Here is a 14,249-nt window from a genome sequence, read left to right as displayed (position 1 = left end):
ATGGCATCAAGACGATGAAGCAATTCGAAGCCCGTCAAGGTTGCACACCATCTGGTGATTTAAATGAGTAGCTTGATGCGGCGCGGAATGGTGCTTGGGCTGATTTTTTGCTTTATCAGTGCTGCATTTGACGTGTATGTGGCTTTTGTTACCCAAATGATAAATCCCTTGGTAGTCATTTTTTACTGCTTCAGTTTTTCAGGAGCGTTTTTTCTAAGTTTTACGCTCTTGCGAAGTAACAAAAAACTTATCATAAAACTGTGCGAAAACATATTGTTAGTTTTTTTAGTCAATGTTGCAGTTCTATTGAACTGGGGCGGCCTGTTCTACGCACTCCGTTACCTGGAACCTGCCGTTGTCGGCGTGGCCTCAGTGGCATGCGGGCCGGCGCTAACGCTCATCCTCTCTGCTTTTGATAAAAACAGGGTTAAAACCGCGTTGGCGGATACATTGATTTCCTGGCTGGTACTGATTTCCGTGGGAATCATGTTGTTCAAGTCATTCATGGGTGACAGTGGTGTGTCTTCCACCACTACCGGGCAGCGAATGCTTGGCATCGTCAGCGTTCTGGTGTGCGCGTTGGGCACCGTGATGTATACGATCGTCTCGAAAAAGCTATTCGCTCGACAGTGGGTTGTTTATGAAATTCTGGCGGTCCGAAATGTGGTGATGATCATTGCCTGTGTCGTCTTGATTCCCGCGACGGGTGTCGGTTTTGCCTTGGGCCCTGAGCTGTTCTGGCCGATGCTGACGTTAGTGGTGATTGGCCATTTGCTGCCGATTTATCTGATTCAAAAAACCATTCATTATCTCAGTGCTATCCATGTCTCGCTGTTACTGCTGACACTGCCGGTGTTTGTCCTGCTGCTTCAATATCTCGACACACGAGTGGAGTTTTCGGCAGCCAGTGTCACGGCGGTTGGCGTCATTATTTTTTTACTCTCTGGACGAGCAATCGCAAGTCTGTATCTCGAAAGGCGGGGATTGAGATGAGCAGAGTCGTGATAGTCGATGGTTTTTCATCCGGTAAGTTTGTCGCGAAAGCGTTGCGTGAGCGAGGCTGTACGTTGATCCATGTGGCGTCGTCCGCGACGCTCGATGATTATTACTACATGGGTTTCGATGCCTCGATTTATGAATGTCTGATCGTCAATAAGCAGTTGGACGCGACGGTCGAACGCGTTGCGAGGTTCGATCCCCAGTACATCATCGCTGGGGCTGAAACCGGTGTGTTGTTGTCTGATTGGCTCAACGAGCAGCTCAATCTTCCTTATCGCAACCAATTCAACCGAACTCAGGCGCGCAGGAACAAGTTTGAAATGATCCGTTGTGTCGCCGACGCTGGGCTGCCAGCCGCGCAACAGGCTATCGTTGAGTCATGGAATGCGGCCAAGGCCTGGATCCTGGGGCATGGCAGGTTTCCCGTGGTGCTGAAACCTCTGGATAGTGCAGGCGCGGATGGGGTTTATATTTGCGATGATTTGCAAGATTGTGAGGTCGCCTTCGGAAAGGTTTTGGGAACGACCAATCGACTCAATATTAGGAACGCTCAGGTCCTGATCCAGGAATATTTGGTTGGTGTGGAATATGTTGTGAATATGGTCTCCCTGGGCGCGAGGCAGATGGTCACTGAAGTGGTGAGATACCGAAAGGAGCGGCTGGACAGCGGTAGCGTCATTTACGACATTGATGAACTGGTCAGCCCTGCCGAGCCTGAGTGTGAGCTGCTGGTCGACTACACCCGCAAGGTCGTCAGAAGCCTGGGCATTGAAAATGGCCCTAGCCACGCGGAGGTTATGCTGACCGAAAAAGGTCCCAGACTTGTGGAGATCGCAGCGCGCACCGACGGAATTCTTCGTCCTGAAGTATCCGAACAGACGACAGGACTGGGGCAGATTCGCGCCACGGTTATGTCCATCGTTGAGCCGGAACAATTTGAGCGCTTGCTTGACGCCCAGGTAGGTTATGAATTGTTGCTGCACAGCTATAACGTCTGCCTAATCAATCGTTCGCCGGGTTGTTTCACCAAAGAGCTGTTTTTAAGCGAGCTTCTGAAGCTCGAGTCCTATTTTTATTCGGTGTTCTACGTTGGCAGCGGGCAGCCGATTGGCATGACCAAAGACGTATTCAGCCAACCGGGTACCATTTATTTGGTGCATGCCGACAACGCGGTCATCAAGGCGGATTATTTGAAGCTTCGAGCACTCGAGGCTGTGGGAGCCTACTTGGCGCCCTGACGTCCGGATCAACAAAACTCCCGTATGTGATCCCGGTTGTAGGAAGCAACCTCACGCCCCAGGCAACCAGCCTCCGCCCAGCGCCGTCACCAAACCCACACTCGCCTGCAACTGCCGCGTCTGCACCGCCTGCAACGTGCGCTGCGCCTGCAACGCCGCCGTCTGCGCCGTCACCACATCCAGGTAACTCACAGCCCCCGCCTGGTAACTGTTCATCGCCAGTGCCTGTGTGTGCTCGGCGGCATTCGCGGCGGCTTGTTCGTCCATCGCCTCCTGCTGCAAGTCGCGCAGTTGCCCAAGGTTGTCTTCCACCTCACGCACGGCTCTTAACACCTGGCTGCGATAGTGCGCCGAAGCCTCTTCAAACTCCGCCTTGGCCTGGCGCTCATTGGCGCTTAACCGGCCGCCATCAAAGATCGGCAGATTCACCAGCGGCCCCAGCGCCCAATACCGATTGGCGGCGGAGAACAAGTTGCCCACACCTTGGGTCTGCCCGCCAATCAAGCCGGTCAAACTGAAATCCGGGTACCACGCCGCCTTGGCCACGCCGATATTCGCGTTGGCCGCAAACACCCGTCGCTCGGCTGCCGCGATATCCGGCCGGCGTTGCAGCAGGTGGCTCGGCAGTTGTTGCGGAATCCCCGGCAGTGCGATCAAGTGCTTGCTCGGCGGCAGCTGGAATTCACTGGCGGATACGCCCACCAATTCACCAATCGCATGCTCGGTGAGATTGCGTTGACCGTGCACATCGTCAAGCTGCGCCTGTGCTTCAGCCAGCTGATTCTGCGCCCGGGTCAGGTCGAGCTCCGAGGCGATCTGCCCCTCGTACCGGCTGCGGGTCAGTTTCAGCGCCTGGCCAAAATCATCCAGCGAACTGCTGAGAATCCGGCTCTGGGCATCCAGTCCGTTGAGCTGCACGTACAGCGTCGCCAACTGATGCTGCAGGCTCAGGCGCGCCACCGCCAAATCATCCCCGGAGGCTTGGGCCTGTGCATCGCCAGCCGCCACCTGGTTGCGGATTTTGCCCCACAGATCCAGATCGAAGCTCAGCGCGAACCCCGCCGTGTTGCTGTTGTACACCGAAGGCTGGGTATCACCCCGCAGTGGCCGATTGTCCGATTGCCGCTGGCGCAACGGTTGCGCGCTGGCGGTTATTTGCGGGAACAGCCCGGCATGCAACTGGCTGGCATACGCCTGGGACGCATCGAAATGCGCCAGCGCCGCCGCCAGGTCCGGGTTGGCCTTGAGCAGTTGTTCCTGCAGGTCGTTCAGGCGCGGGTCCTGATACAGCTGCCACCACTTCGGCGCCAGTTGGTCGGACGGTTGCGCGCTGTGCCACGGGCCGTCGCTGGTCTGTTCGCGGTACTTGGCCGGCAGGTCGATGGTCGGCGCCTTGTAGGTGGGCGCCAGCGAGCAACCGTGCAGTGCCACCAATACCAGGGCCGCGAGGGGTTTAAGCCTTGGGCGCATGGGCACCTCCGGCATCGGCCATTTGCACGGCGTCGCCTTCGCGCAGTGCGTCGGGTGGGTTGTCGACTACGCGGTCAGTGGGTTTCAGGCCCTGGTCAATCACCAGGCGCTCGCCGAGGTCGAGGCCGATGTGGATGTCTTGCAGGTGCACGTGGTTCTTGGCGTCCAGTACCGCGACCTGGGTACCTTCGGCGCGGAAGATCAGGGCGCTGGCCGGGATGCTCACGCCATGGGTATCCGCCGGAATCGCCAGGGTGGCTTCGGCGTAGTCGCCGGGCAGCAACTTGCCGTCCGGGTTGTCGGCCACGAACTGTGCGAGCAGGGTGCCGGAGCGGCGGTCGATGGCGGTGGAGTCGCCCATCAGCTTCGCGCTGAAGTGTTCGCCGGGGTGCTCGGGTACCGTCAGTTGGGCGGCCAGCCCGGGATGAATCACCGCGGCGTAGTTCTGCGGCACCGGCACGTAGAGGCGCAGTTGGTGGGTGTCGGCGATGTCGAACAGTTCCGGATCGCTGTCGCTGTCAGCCTTGATCAACTGGCCGATGTCGGTGTTGCGCGCGGTGATCACACCGGCGAATGGCGCGCGAATGGTCTTGTAGTCTTCCAGCGCCGAGAGCCGCGCATAGTCAGCCTCGGCGGCCTGGGCGTTGGCCTTGGCGGCCAGGGCATTCGAGGTTTTTTCATCGGCCTCCTGGCGCGATACCGAATGGCTGTCCAGCAGGTTTTTCCAACGGGTGGCGGTGGTTTGCGCCAGGCGTGCGTTGGCCTGTTCCTGGACCATGCGGGCGTGGGTTTGCGCCACTTGCTGGTCGAGGTCGGGGCTGTCGATCTCGGCGAGAATCTGCCCGGCCTTGACCTGGCTGCCGATGTCGACTTTCCAGTCTTTCAGGTAACCGCTGACCCGTGCATGAATCGGTGCCTTGCTCCAGGCTTCCAGATGCGCGGGCAGGCGCAGGGTGTCGCCGGCCGCGTTCTGTTTGGGCTGGAACACCAGCACCTGCGGCACGGCGGCGGTTTCGGTCCAGGCGGTGACGGATTTTTCATGCATCGTACGGGCGTGCAGGCCGTTGGCGACCAACAGGGCGGCCAGTGTCAGGCCGCCGACACCCATGAGCATCAGACGCTTGCGCGAGGGTTTGTGATCAGACGACATGTGAAGTTTCTCCAGCAGCAGCGCGAGTAGGGTGACGACCGTGGACCAGGCTGAAGACCACGGGTACAAACAGCAAAGTGGCAGTGGTGGCGAGGATCAGGCCGCCGATCACGGCACGTCCCAGCGGCGCGTTTTGTTCTTCGGACAAGGCCAGCGGCAACATGCCGATGATCATCGCCAGGGCGGTCATGCAGACTGGGCGGAAACGGGTGTAGCCGGCTTCCAGTGCGGCCTTGAGTGCATCGCCATGTTCGGCCAGGCGCTCTCGGCAGAAGCTCACCACCAGGATCGAGTTGGCGGTGGCCACGCCCATACAGAGGATGGCCCCCGTGAGTGCGGGCACCGACAATGACGTGCCGCTGAGGAACAGCATCCAGACGATTCCCGCGAGCGCTGCCGGCAGTGCGGTGATGATCACGAACGGGTCAGTCCAGGACTGGAAGTTGACCACGATCAGCAGGTAGATCAGCACCACCGCACCGAGCAGGCCGAAGCTCAAGCCGTTGAACGCTTCATGCAGCGCATCGATCTGCCCGTGCAGGCTGATGGTCGCGCCTTTGGGGCGCATCGGGGCCATGTCGTTCAGCACTTTTTGCACATCGCTGGCGACGCCGCCGAGGTCGCGGCCTTGCACGTTGGCGTACAGGTCCAGGGTCGGCTCGATGTTGTAGTGGGTCACCACCGCCGGGCTTTGTACCCGCGAGATGGTCGCCACGCCGCCGAGGATCTGCGACTGACCATCGGCACCGGTTACCGGCAACGCTTCCAGGGACGGCAGGCTGTCGAGGCGGTATTGCGGGGTGGCTGCCACGATCGAATACGACACGCCGTTGGCCGGGTTGAGCCAGAACGTTGGTGCGGTTTGCGAGCTGCCGGCCAGGGACGCAACCATGCTGTTGGTTACGTCACGCTCGGTGATGCCCAGGCCGTTGGCACGCATGCGGTCCACGTTGACTTGCAGTGACGGGTAGCCGGTGGACTGCTGGATGCGCAGGTCGGCAATGCCCGGTATGTGTTTCAGGCGACGTTCCAGTTCGATGGCGTAGGCGCGGTTTTCTTCATCGCTGCGCCCGGAGATTTTCACGTCCAGCGGGGCCGGCGAACCGAAGTTGAGGATCTGGCTGCTGATGTCTGCCGGGAGGAATGCGAACTGGCTGCCGGGGAAGCTTTCGGGCAACGCTTCACGCAGTTTTTTCACGTAGTCGGCGGTGGGCGCATGGTCCTTTTTCAGGGTGACCTGGATATCGCCGTCCTGTGGGCCGATGGTGCCACTGCTGCTGTAGGCCATGTCGATGCCGCTCAGCGGGATGCCGATGTTGTCGACGATGGTGTCCAGTTCGTCGGCCGGAACGATCTCGCGAATCCGCGCTTCGATCCGGTCAAAGGCCGCCGCGCTCTCTTCGATGCGTGTGCCCAGCGGCAAGCGCACGTGCAGGGCCATGGCCCCGGCGTCGGTGGCCGGGAAGAAGTCCTGGCCCAGACTTGGCAGCAGCAGGAACGAGGCGAGGATGCACGCCAGGAAGCCGATGATGAAGCGCTTGCGGGCGCCGAGGGCCAGGGTCAGCAGGCCGTGATAAACGTCCCGCACGTTGGAGAAGTGACGCTCAAAACCCTGCTGGAAATTCAGCACCGATTGCAGCACCGCGTTGCGCTGCGGTTTGTGCTGGTCGCCCTCGTGATGGTTGATGAATTCATCTTCCGGGTGATGACCTTCACCTTGCTCCGGCACGTGCGGCTTGAGCAGGAACATCGCCAGGGTCGGCACCAGGGTCCGCGATAGAATGAACGAGCTGGCCATGGCGAAAATCACCGCCAATGCCATCGGGCGGAACAGGTAGCCGGCGATGCCTTGCAGCATGAACATCGGCACAAACACGATGCAGATACACAGCAGGGACACGAACGCCGGGCCGACGATTTGCTTGGCGCCGTCGAGGATCGCGTCCTTCACCGCCTTGCCTTGTTCCAGGTGCCAGTTGATGTTCTCGATGGTCACTGTGGCGTCGTCCACCAGGATCCCCACGGCCAACGCCAGCCCGCCGAGGGTCATGACGTTGAGGGTTTGCCCGGTGGCCGCCAGCAGGGCGATGGCCGACAGTACCGCGAGGGGAATCGACGCGGCGATGATGATGGTCGAGCGCCAGCTGCCGAGGAACAGCAGGATCATCGCACTGGTCAGCAAGGCGGCGATGATGCCTTCCTGGGCCACGCTGCCCACCGACTGTTTGACGAACACCGAGGCGTCGCCGAGCAGCGAGGTCTTCAGCGACGGCGGCAGGGTTTCATTGATGCGCGGCAGCATCTGGCGGATGCCGTCGATGATCGACAGGGTGGAGATGCTGCCGTTTTTCAGGGCCGGCATCAGCACCGCACGGTGGCCGTCGACGCGCACGATGTTGGTCTGCGGCGGCGAGCCGTCACGCACGTGGGCCACCTGGCCGATGGTGATGATCGCACCGTCGACTGTCTTGATCGGCAAGTCGTTGAGCTCATCAATCGCCTTCGGGCTGTTGTTGAGCAAAATCGTGTATTCGTTGGGGCCGAGTTTGGCGGTACCCACCGGGATAATCTGGTTCTGCAGGGCCAGGGCGTTGCCTACGTCCTGCGCCGAGAGACCTTTGGCGGCCAGCGCCTGTGGGTCGAGGTCGAGGGTGATCTGGCGTTGCTTGCCGCCCATTGGCGTGGGCATGGCCAGGCCGGGCAGGGCGCTCAGGGGCAAGCGGATGTTGTTCTGCACCAGGTCGCGGATCTTCGCTTCCGACAAGCTGGGGCTGGAGAACGCCATCTGCAGAATCGGCACCGTAGAGGCGCTGTAGTTGAGGATCAGCGGCGGCGTAATGCCCGGTGGCATCTGCTTGAGCACGGTTTGTGACACCGCTGTTACCTGGGCGTTGGCGGTGCGGATATCCACGCCGGGCTGGAAGAAAATCTTCACGATGCCCATGCCGGGTAACGACTGCGATTCAATGTGCTCGATGTCGTTGACGGTGGTACTCAGGGAGCGTTCGTAGGTGTAGATCACGCGACCGGCCATGGCGTCCGGAGACAGGCCGTTGTACTGCCAAACCACCGCAACGACGGGGATGCCAATATCGGGAAATACGTCAGTGGGGGTACGCAAGGCCGCCATGGGCCCGATGATGCAGATGAAAATTGCCAGCACGATAAACGTGTAGGGCTTGAGCAGTGCGGTCTTTACCAGCCCGAGCATGCCGTAACCTCCAAAGGAGTTGGATTGCAAACGCTCGCAGTCTTGACGGACCCACCTAACACGCACCTTTCAGCCAGGTGAAGGAAGATTTAGTTAACGGCTGAAGATCCTTTCATATGTATTCATTTGTTCAACAATGGTGACAGTAACAAGCTGGATACCGATCGAACGGGAGCTGTTTCGCCTGTTCACTCTTTATCCATTTGGAGTTCTGCCATGTCGCTTAAACCCTTGTTGTTGATCCCGGCCTTGAGTGCGGTCCTGTTGTTGTCGGCGTGTGCCGGCCCGATGCCGAAGGCGGACCCGAGCGAAGCCTGGATCGGCTTGCAAGAGGAGGCACCCAACGACCTGATGGCCGAGCGGGTAGACGGTAAAAACATTAATGATGGCCGCTACTTCGAAGTGAAACCCGGCGCGCATCGCCTGGACGTCACCTTGTTTGAAGAAGAGGCGGGGGATGATAACCAGCAGGATTGTCGCGGGCATGTGACCTACGGCAACTTCAAGGCCGGCGAGCATTACACCCTGGTGGAATCCAGCCTGGGTACGACGGTGCGTGCCGAGTTGAAGGATAGCCACGGCAAGGAATTGGCGCAGACCGAAGACTTCAGTTGCATGCCTGGCTAAGGCGTCAGGCGTGGTGCCCGGCGGGTTTGTGCAGCTTGCCGGGTGCTGCGGGTTTTACGTGTGGGTGATGGTGCCGGCGGGTCACGCGCATCACGCCCCACAGCATGGCGGCGGCGACGGCCAGCCAGCCACAGATCAAAAGCAGAATCGTTGTTGTCAGGCTCATAAGTGCCTCCTTTCGCCCGGTGCCGGGCACACACTGTCTTCTCAATGGACAGTCTAGCTATCCGCAGGTTGCCTGCTATTGACCAATGGTCGTGTGCGTCCAACTTGTTTGCTCTATCGCCGGCCTTTTACTGCGCTGCAAGGCTATACCCGCGCCCCGGAGCGTCCTATGATCAGGGCCCACGTCGACCGTTGATCAAGTGAGTGAAGAAGTTGCGGTTTCCCTCGAACATTAAAACCTCCTGGTGGGTCGCAGCCTGTTTCATGGGGCTGGCGGCCTGTTCCTCGCATCCAAAACCCACGAGCATCCCGGGGCTGCCGGAGAGTGTCGAGCTCAAGGGCGTGCCGGCGTTTCGCGGTGAGACTTACCTCGGTGGCCCAGCCGCTCTTGCCAGCATGCTGTCTCAACAAGGCATTGTGATTACACCGGGGCTATTGGATAAGCCACTGCATTTGCCGGGCGCTGAAGCGGACCTTGAGCGCAACATGCAGGTGCTGGCCCGTGAATACGGGATGTTGGTGTACCCGCTGGAAGATCAGCTGCCGGCGCTGCTGGCACAGGTCGCGGCCGGGTACCCGGTGATGGCGCGTATCACCCAGGGCTCGACCTTCTGGGCCGGTCCGCGGTATGTCGTGGTGGTGGGTTACAACAAGCAGAAGAGCATGGTGCTGCTGCGTTCAGGCTTGGCGCGACGCATGCCGATGGATTTCAGTGCGTTTGAGTCGGCGTGGAAAGACGGCGGCAAGTGGGCGGTACTGATTCAGCGGCCCACCCAGTTGCCGGTCAAGGTCGACGCCCAGCGCTGGCAGCAGGCTGCCAGCGCCACAGCCCAGGCGGGCCAGGAACAGGCGGCGGCCCAGGCAGTCAAGGCACTGGCCAGTCAGGCCAAATAAAAAAACGGCGCTCAAGGGCGCCGTTTTTTATGTCGCTATTTACGGATCAGCGGGACTCGGTGACCTGAACATTCGCCCGTGGGCGGTTCTTCAGGTTCTTGTCAGCCTTGTAGCGCAATGCGACGTCTGGCACCGAGCCGCTCTTGCCGGTTTCGACCCAGCTGCGGATGCGCCCGGCATCGGCAAAGTGGGTGAATTTGCCGAAGGCATCGAGGATCACCAGCGACACCGGGCGATTACCCATGCTGGTCACCAGCACCAGGCAATGGCCGGCCTGGTTGGTAAAGCCGGTCTTGGTCAGCTTGATGTCCCAGTTGGCGCGGTTGATCAGGTGGTCAGTGTTGGAGAAACCCAGGGTGTAGTTGGGTTTGCGGAACGAGACGGTCTTTTCCTTGGTGGTGCTCAACTGGCTGAGCATCGGATACTTGCGTGCGGCGGCCAGCAGCTTGCTCAGGTCGCGGGCGGTGGACACGTTATGGATCGACAGGCCGGTAGGTTCCACATAATGGGTACTGGTCATGCCCAGTGCCTTGGCCTTGGCGTTCATCGCTGCGATGAAGGCCGGGTAGCCGCCCGGGTAGTGGTGGGCCAGGCTGGCGGCGGCGCGGTTTTCCGAGGACATCAGGGCAATCAGCAACATCTCCTTGCGCGGCATCTCGCTGCCGATCTTGACCCGGGAGAACACGCCTTTCATCTCTGGCGTGTCCTTGATGTTGATGTCGATGTATTCATCCATGTTCTGCTTGGCTTCCAGCACGATCAGGCCGGTCATCAGTTTGCTCACCGAGGCGATCGGCACGATGACATCCGGGTTGCTGGCATAGATGACTTTGTTGGTCTGCAGGTCTACCACCATCGCACTGCCGGAGGCGATGTGCAGGGTGGACATGTCGCGGGGAGCGGTAGTGGTTTCGCTTGCGCTCGCGAAGGTGCCTGTCAATGCAAAAAATAGGCTGACAATGGAAAGATGAATTTTCACGCGGATGAACTCGCTAAAAAAAGTAGGGATATACCGTTCTGCAACGGACTTTCTGATAAATGCCGTTACATTTTAGGAGTATGGATCAGAAACTGTCGAATGTTCTTCTAGAAACAGATGAAACCCCTTAAAAACAAAGAAAAAACTACTTTTTATCCGGCCAATAAAAAGCCCTGCGATAAGGCAGGGCTTTTTCAGAGCGGCTGGTTATTAGCTGTGCAGGGTTTCGGCTGCGTACAGGGTATTTTCCAGCAGGCAGGCACGGGTCATCGGGCCGACACCACCGGGTACCGGGGTGATCCAGCCGGCACGGGGCAGGGCGGTTTCGTACACCACGTCGCCCACGAGCTTGCCATCGTCCTGGCGGTTGATGCCCACGTCGATGACGATGGCGCCCTCCTTGATCCACTCACCCTTGACCAGGCCCGGCTTGCCGGCGGCGACGACCACCAGGTCGGCGCGGCCAACGTGGCCGGCCAGGTCCTTGGTGAAGCGATGAGTCACGGTCACGGTGCAGCCGGCCAGCAGCAGTTCCATGGCCATCGGGCGACCGACGATGTTCGAGGCGCCGACGACGACGGCATCCAGGCCATACAGATCGACGCCGGTGCTTTCCAGCAGGGTCATGATGCCCTTCGGGGTGCACGGGCGCAGCAGCGGGATACGCTGGGCCAGGCGGCCGACGTTATAAGGGTGGAAACCGTCGACGTCCTTGTCCGGGCGGATGCGTTCGAGCAATTTCGACGCGTCCAGATGCTCGGGCAATGGCAGTTGCAGCAGGATGCCGTCGATGGCCGGATCGTCGTTGAGGCTGTCGATCAGGTCGGTGAGGGCCTGTTGGGTGGTGTCTTCAGCCAAGTCGTAGGCTTTGGAAATAAAGCCGACCTCTTCACAGTCTTTACGCTTGTGCGAGACATAAACCTGAGAGGCAGGATCGCTGCCGACCAGGATCACCGCGAGGCCCGGCGTGCGCAGGCCTTGTTGGCTGCGCTCGGCGACTCGTTTGGCGATCTGCTGGCGCAGGCTGGCGGCGATTGATTTGCCGTCGATAAGTTGTGCAGTCATTACGCGTGATTAACCATCGAGAGGGGGAAGAAAAGTGCGCGCATTCTCGCATGCCATGGCGTGAGGGCAAAGGCGCTTGGTCTGCAAATTCCCCTAACCCCTTAAATAAAATGAATTTTTTATAAAAAGGATTTGACGGGTTTCGGGTCCATCTATACTATTCGTCGCACTTGTCGGGCACAGCCTAGCACTGGTTAGTTTGTAATCCTCCAAGAGTACAGATTAATAAGGCGCCCGTAGCTCAGCTGGATAGAGCATCCGCCTTCTAAGCGGATGGTCGCAGGTTCGAGTCCTGCCGGGTGCGCCATTAGGCAGCTTTGGCACAAGTAGCGCAATATGGTGGGCGTAGCTCAGTTGGTAGAGCACGGGATTGTGACTCCCGTTGTCGAGGGTTCGATCCCCTTCGTCCACCCCATATTTAAAAAGGCGCCAGATTAATAGTCTGGCGCCTTTGCTTTAAAAGCTTCAAGCGCGGATGTGGTGGAATTGGTAGACACACTGGATTTAGGTTCCAGCGCCGCAAGGTGTAAGAGTTCGAGTCTCTTCATCCGCACCAAATAAAGTTTCGTGAAGGCCTGCGGGTCGGCGCGAAGCTCAACAAATAGCCTTTTTGACGGGCTTTTTGGTCACGCAATATGGTGGGCGTAGCTCAGTTGGTAGAGCACGGGATTGTGACTCCCGTTGTCGAGGGTTCGATCCCCTTCGTCCACCCCATATTTCGAAAGGCGCCAGATTAATAGTCTGGCGCCTTTTTTGTTTCAGCGGTTTGAGTTTCAACGCAGTCGCAGGTGTTGGGCTGCAGGGCAGGGCGTTTCGTCGTATTTATGTTTCGCGATGATGCCGCACTGCCTGCCGGCCTTGTCCGCAGGGTCGGTTGTCAGGGAGATGATTGGCAACCGCTTCTATATATAGAAGGGTTGGCGCAGAGCCCTGGCATGATGGGATGTATTTGCCACCGGGGCGAGCTGCACTCGTGCATTCGCACCTATAAATTGCCTGCTGTTTTTTTACCCGTTTTCAGTAGGGTGACTTCTTGAGTTTGACCCACTAGAATGCATGCCCTTGATTCTGGGGTCGGAAACGGCCAGCTAACGTCTGTGCAACGAGGAATATCCATGCAAGTTTCTGTTGAAAATACTTCTGCTCTTGAGCGCCGCATGAGCATCACCGTGCCGGCCGAGCGCATCGAGACCCAGGTCAACAAGCGTCTGCAGCAGACTGCCCAAAAGGCCAAGATCGCTGGTTTCCGTCCAGGCAAAGTGCCAATGAGCGAAATCAAGCGCCGCTTCGGTGCTGATGCACGTCAGGAAGCTGTAGGTGACGTGATCCAGGCTTCCTTCTACGAAGCCGTTGTCGAGCAAAAGCTGAACCCGGCTGGCTCGCCTTCCATCGAGCCCAAGTCCCTGGAAGCAGGCAAGGATCTGGAATACGTTGCAATCTTCGAAGTGTTCCCTGAATTCGAAGTTGCCGGTTTCGATTCGATCGCCATCGAGCGCCTGAGCGCTGATGTTGCTGACTCCGACCTGGACAACATGCTGGAAATCCTGCGCAAGCAGAACACCCGTTTTGAAGTGGCCGATCGTGCTGCCCAGAACGAAGACCAGCTGAACATCGATTTCGTAGGCAAGGTTGACGGCGAAGCATTCGCTGGCGGCTCCGCCAAGGGTACTCAGCTGGTGCTGGGTTCCAACCGCATGATTCCTGGTTTCGAAGACGGCCTGGTTGGCGCCAAAGCCGGCGAAGAGCGCGTTCTGAACCTGACTTTCCCGGCTGACTATCAGAACCTGGACCTGGCTGGCAAAACCGCCGAGTTCACCGTGACCGTCAACACCGTTTCCGAGCCCAAGCTGCCAGAACTGAACGAAGAGTTCTTCAACCAGTTCGGCATCAAGGAAACCGGCATCGAAGGTTTCCGCACCGAAGTTCGCAAGAACATGGAGCGTGAACTGCGCCAGGCGATCAAATCCAAGGTCAAGAACCAGGTGATGGACGGTCTGCTGGCTGCCAACCCGATCGAAGTGCCGAAGGCCCTGCTGTCCAACGAAGTTGATCGTCTGCGCGTGCAGGCTGTTCAGCAGTTCGGCGGCAACATCAAGCCTGACCAACTGCCGGCCGAACTGTTCGAAGAACAGGCCAAGCGCCGCGTTGTACTGGGTCTGATCGTGGCTGAAGTGGTCAAGCAATTCGACCTCAAGCCTGACGAAACCCGCGTTCGCGAAATGATCCAGGAAATGGCTTCGGCCTACCAGGAGCCTGAGGCTGTTGTGTCCTGGTACTACAAGAACGACCAGCAGCTGAACGACGTGCGTTCGGTTGTGCTGGAAGAGCAAGTTGTGGATACTGTTCTGCAGAAGGCTAAGGTGACCGATAAAGCGGTCTCTTACGAAGAAGCAGTCAAGCCGGCTGAAGCAGCACAAGCCGACTGATCGCTCAACTCGTTTGAAAATACAC

General features: G+C 58.8%; 11 protein-coding genes and 4 tRNA genes. 9 read left to right on the top strand and 6 right to left on the bottom strand.

What is annotated here, in order from left to right:
- Window positions 1-63: 63 nt before the first annotated feature.
- The gene (locus JV201_RS19375; RefSeq protein WP_257903241.1) at window positions 64-993 is read left to right on the top strand and encodes a DMT family transporter; all 930 of its coding nucleotides are present in this window, start codon (window positions 64-66) and stop codon (window positions 991-993) included.
- Window positions 990-2,237, top strand: a complete 1,248-nt coding sequence (locus JV201_RS19370) for an ATP-grasp domain-containing protein (protein WP_219405932.1) — start codon at window positions 990-992, stop codon at window positions 2,235-2,237. Before JV201_RS19375 ends, JV201_RS19370 begins: the two co-directional genes overlap by 4 nt.
- Before the next feature lie 51 nt (window positions 2,238-2,288).
- Here the strand turns inward: JV201_RS19370 and JV201_RS19365 are convergent, their stop codons facing one another.
- Genes JV201_RS19365 through JV201_RS19355 form a run of 3 tightly spaced genes read right to left on the bottom strand, consistent with a single transcriptional unit; the run spans window position 2,289 to window position 8,068 of the window.
- Window positions 2,289-3,707 carry an efflux transporter outer membrane subunit gene (locus tag JV201_RS19365; protein ID WP_219405931.1) on the bottom strand — a complete coding sequence of 473 codons (1,419 nt, stop codon included), beginning with the start codon at window positions 3,705-3,707 and terminating at the stop codon, window positions 2,289-2,291.
- Window positions 3,691-4,857: an efflux RND transporter periplasmic adaptor subunit gene (locus JV201_RS19360; protein WP_177021057.1), complete on the bottom strand. Its 1,167-nt coding sequence runs from the start codon at window positions 4,855-4,857 to the stop codon at window positions 3,691-3,693. Before JV201_RS19360 ends, JV201_RS19365 begins: the two co-directional genes overlap by 17 nt.
- The gene (locus JV201_RS19355) at window positions 4,847-8,068 is read right to left on the bottom strand and encodes an efflux RND transporter permease subunit (protein ID WP_087693205.1); all 3,222 of its coding nucleotides are present in this window, start codon (window positions 8,066-8,068) and stop codon (window positions 4,847-4,849) included. The genes JV201_RS19360 and JV201_RS19355 overlap by 11 nt, the downstream gene beginning before the upstream one ends.
- Before the next feature lie 216 nt (window positions 8,069-8,284).
- Here JV201_RS19355 and JV201_RS19350 point away from each other — a divergent pair, with 216 nt between their 5' ends.
- Complete coding sequence (locus JV201_RS19350; RefSeq protein WP_003207845.1) at window positions 8,285-8,695, top strand: hypothetical protein; 411 nt, start codon at window positions 8,285-8,287, stop codon at window positions 8,693-8,695.
- A 4-nt stretch (window positions 8,696-8,699) separates the two neighbouring features.
- Here the strand turns inward: JV201_RS19350 and JV201_RS19345 are convergent, their stop codons facing one another.
- Complete coding sequence (locus JV201_RS19345; RefSeq protein ID WP_003207847.1) at window positions 8,700-8,861, bottom strand: hypothetical protein; 162 nt, start codon at window positions 8,859-8,861, stop codon at window positions 8,700-8,702.
- A 263-nt stretch (window positions 8,862-9,124) separates the two neighbouring features.
- Here JV201_RS19345 and JV201_RS19340 point away from each other — a divergent pair, with 263 nt between their 5' ends.
- Window positions 9,125-9,754, top strand: coding sequence for a peptidase C39 family protein (locus tag JV201_RS19340; RefSeq protein ID WP_050550299.1), 630 nt, complete (start codon window positions 9,125-9,127; stop codon window positions 9,752-9,754).
- A 46-nt stretch (window positions 9,755-9,800) separates the two neighbouring features.
- On the opposite strand, the gene pbpG is transcribed toward JV201_RS19340, so the two are convergent.
- Together pbpG and folD are read right to left on the bottom strand one after the other, a co-directional pair.
- Window positions 9,801-10,733, bottom strand: coding sequence for a D-alanyl-D-alanine endopeptidase (gene pbpG / locus JV201_RS19335; protein WP_003207851.1), 933 nt, complete (start codon window positions 10,731-10,733; stop codon window positions 9,801-9,803).
- Between the two features lie 210 nt (window positions 10,734-10,943).
- The gene (folD, locus tag JV201_RS19330; protein ID WP_010166832.1) at window positions 10,944-11,798 is read right to left on the bottom strand and encodes a bifunctional methylenetetrahydrofolate dehydrogenase/methenyltetrahydrofolate cyclohydrolase FolD; all 855 of its coding nucleotides are present in this window, start codon (window positions 11,796-11,798) and stop codon (window positions 10,944-10,946) included.
- A 230-nt stretch (window positions 11,799-12,028) separates the two neighbouring features.
- Between folD and JV201_RS19325 the strand changes: the two genes are divergently transcribed.
- The 5 genes from JV201_RS19325 (at window position 12,029) to tig (ending at window position 14,224) form a co-directional block, all read left to right on the top strand.
- A tRNA-Arg gene (locus JV201_RS19325) sits at window positions 12,029-12,105 on the top strand.
- A 32-nt stretch (window positions 12,106-12,137) separates the two neighbouring features.
- Window positions 12,138-12,213, top strand: a tRNA-His gene (locus JV201_RS19320).
- Window positions 12,214-12,269: 56 nt separating this feature from the next.
- Window positions 12,270-12,354: transfer RNA gene (locus tag JV201_RS19315), tRNA-Leu, on the top strand.
- An 82-nt stretch (window positions 12,355-12,436) separates the two neighbouring features.
- Window positions 12,437-12,512: transfer RNA gene (locus tag JV201_RS19310), tRNA-His, on the top strand.
- A gap of 401 nt (window positions 12,513-12,913) precedes the next feature.
- Window positions 12,914-14,224 carry a trigger factor gene (tig, locus tag JV201_RS19305; protein ID WP_219405930.1) on the top strand — a complete coding sequence of 437 codons (1,311 nt, stop codon included), beginning with the start codon at window positions 12,914-12,916 and terminating at the stop codon, window positions 14,222-14,224.
- The last annotated feature ends 25 nt before the right edge of the window (window positions 14,225-14,249 follow it).

The organism is Pseudomonas sp. Colony2, from assembly GCF_019382755.1.
Lineage (GTDB): Bacteria > Pseudomonadota > Gammaproteobacteria > Pseudomonadales > Pseudomonadaceae > Aquipseudomonas.
Note: the sequence above shows the minus strand (reverse complement) of the source record. Positions and strands in the feature narration are given on the sequence as shown.

Excerpts from the sequence above, each read along its gene's own strand:
- JV201_RS19375 (WP_257903241.1), top strand. The coding sequence starts at position 64 with ATGAGTAGCTTGATGCGGCGCGGAATGGTGCTTGGGCTGATTTTTTGC.
- JV201_RS19370 (WP_219405932.1), top strand. The coding sequence starts at position 990 with ATGAGCAGAGTCGTGATAGTCGATGGTTTTTCATCCGGTAAGTTTGTC.
- JV201_RS19365 (WP_219405931.1), bottom strand. The coding sequence starts at position 3,707 with ATGCGCCCAAGGCTTAAACCCCTCGCGGCCCTGGTATTGGTGGCACTG.
- JV201_RS19360 (WP_177021057.1), bottom strand. The coding sequence starts at position 4,857 with ATGTCGTCTGATCACAAACCCTCGCGCAAGCGTCTGATGCTCATGGGT.
- JV201_RS19355 (WP_087693205.1), bottom strand. The coding sequence starts at position 8,068 with ATGCTCGGGCTGGTAAAGACCGCACTGCTCAAGCCCTACACGTTTATC.
- JV201_RS19350 (WP_003207845.1), top strand. The coding sequence starts at position 8,285 with ATGTCGCTTAAACCCTTGTTGTTGATCCCGGCCTTGAGTGCGGTCCTG.
- JV201_RS19345 (WP_003207847.1), bottom strand. The coding sequence starts at position 8,861 with ATGAGCCTGACAACAACGATTCTGCTTTTGATCTGTGGCTGGCTGGCC.
- JV201_RS19340 (WP_050550299.1), top strand. The coding sequence starts at position 9,125 with ATGGGGCTGGCGGCCTGTTCCTCGCATCCAAAACCCACGAGCATCCCG.
- folD (WP_010166832.1), bottom strand. The coding sequence starts at position 11,798 with ATGACTGCACAACTTATCGACGGCAAATCAATCGCCGCCAGCCTGCGC.
- tig (WP_219405930.1), top strand. The coding sequence starts at position 12,914 with ATGCAAGTTTCTGTTGAAAATACTTCTGCTCTTGAGCGCCGCATGAGC.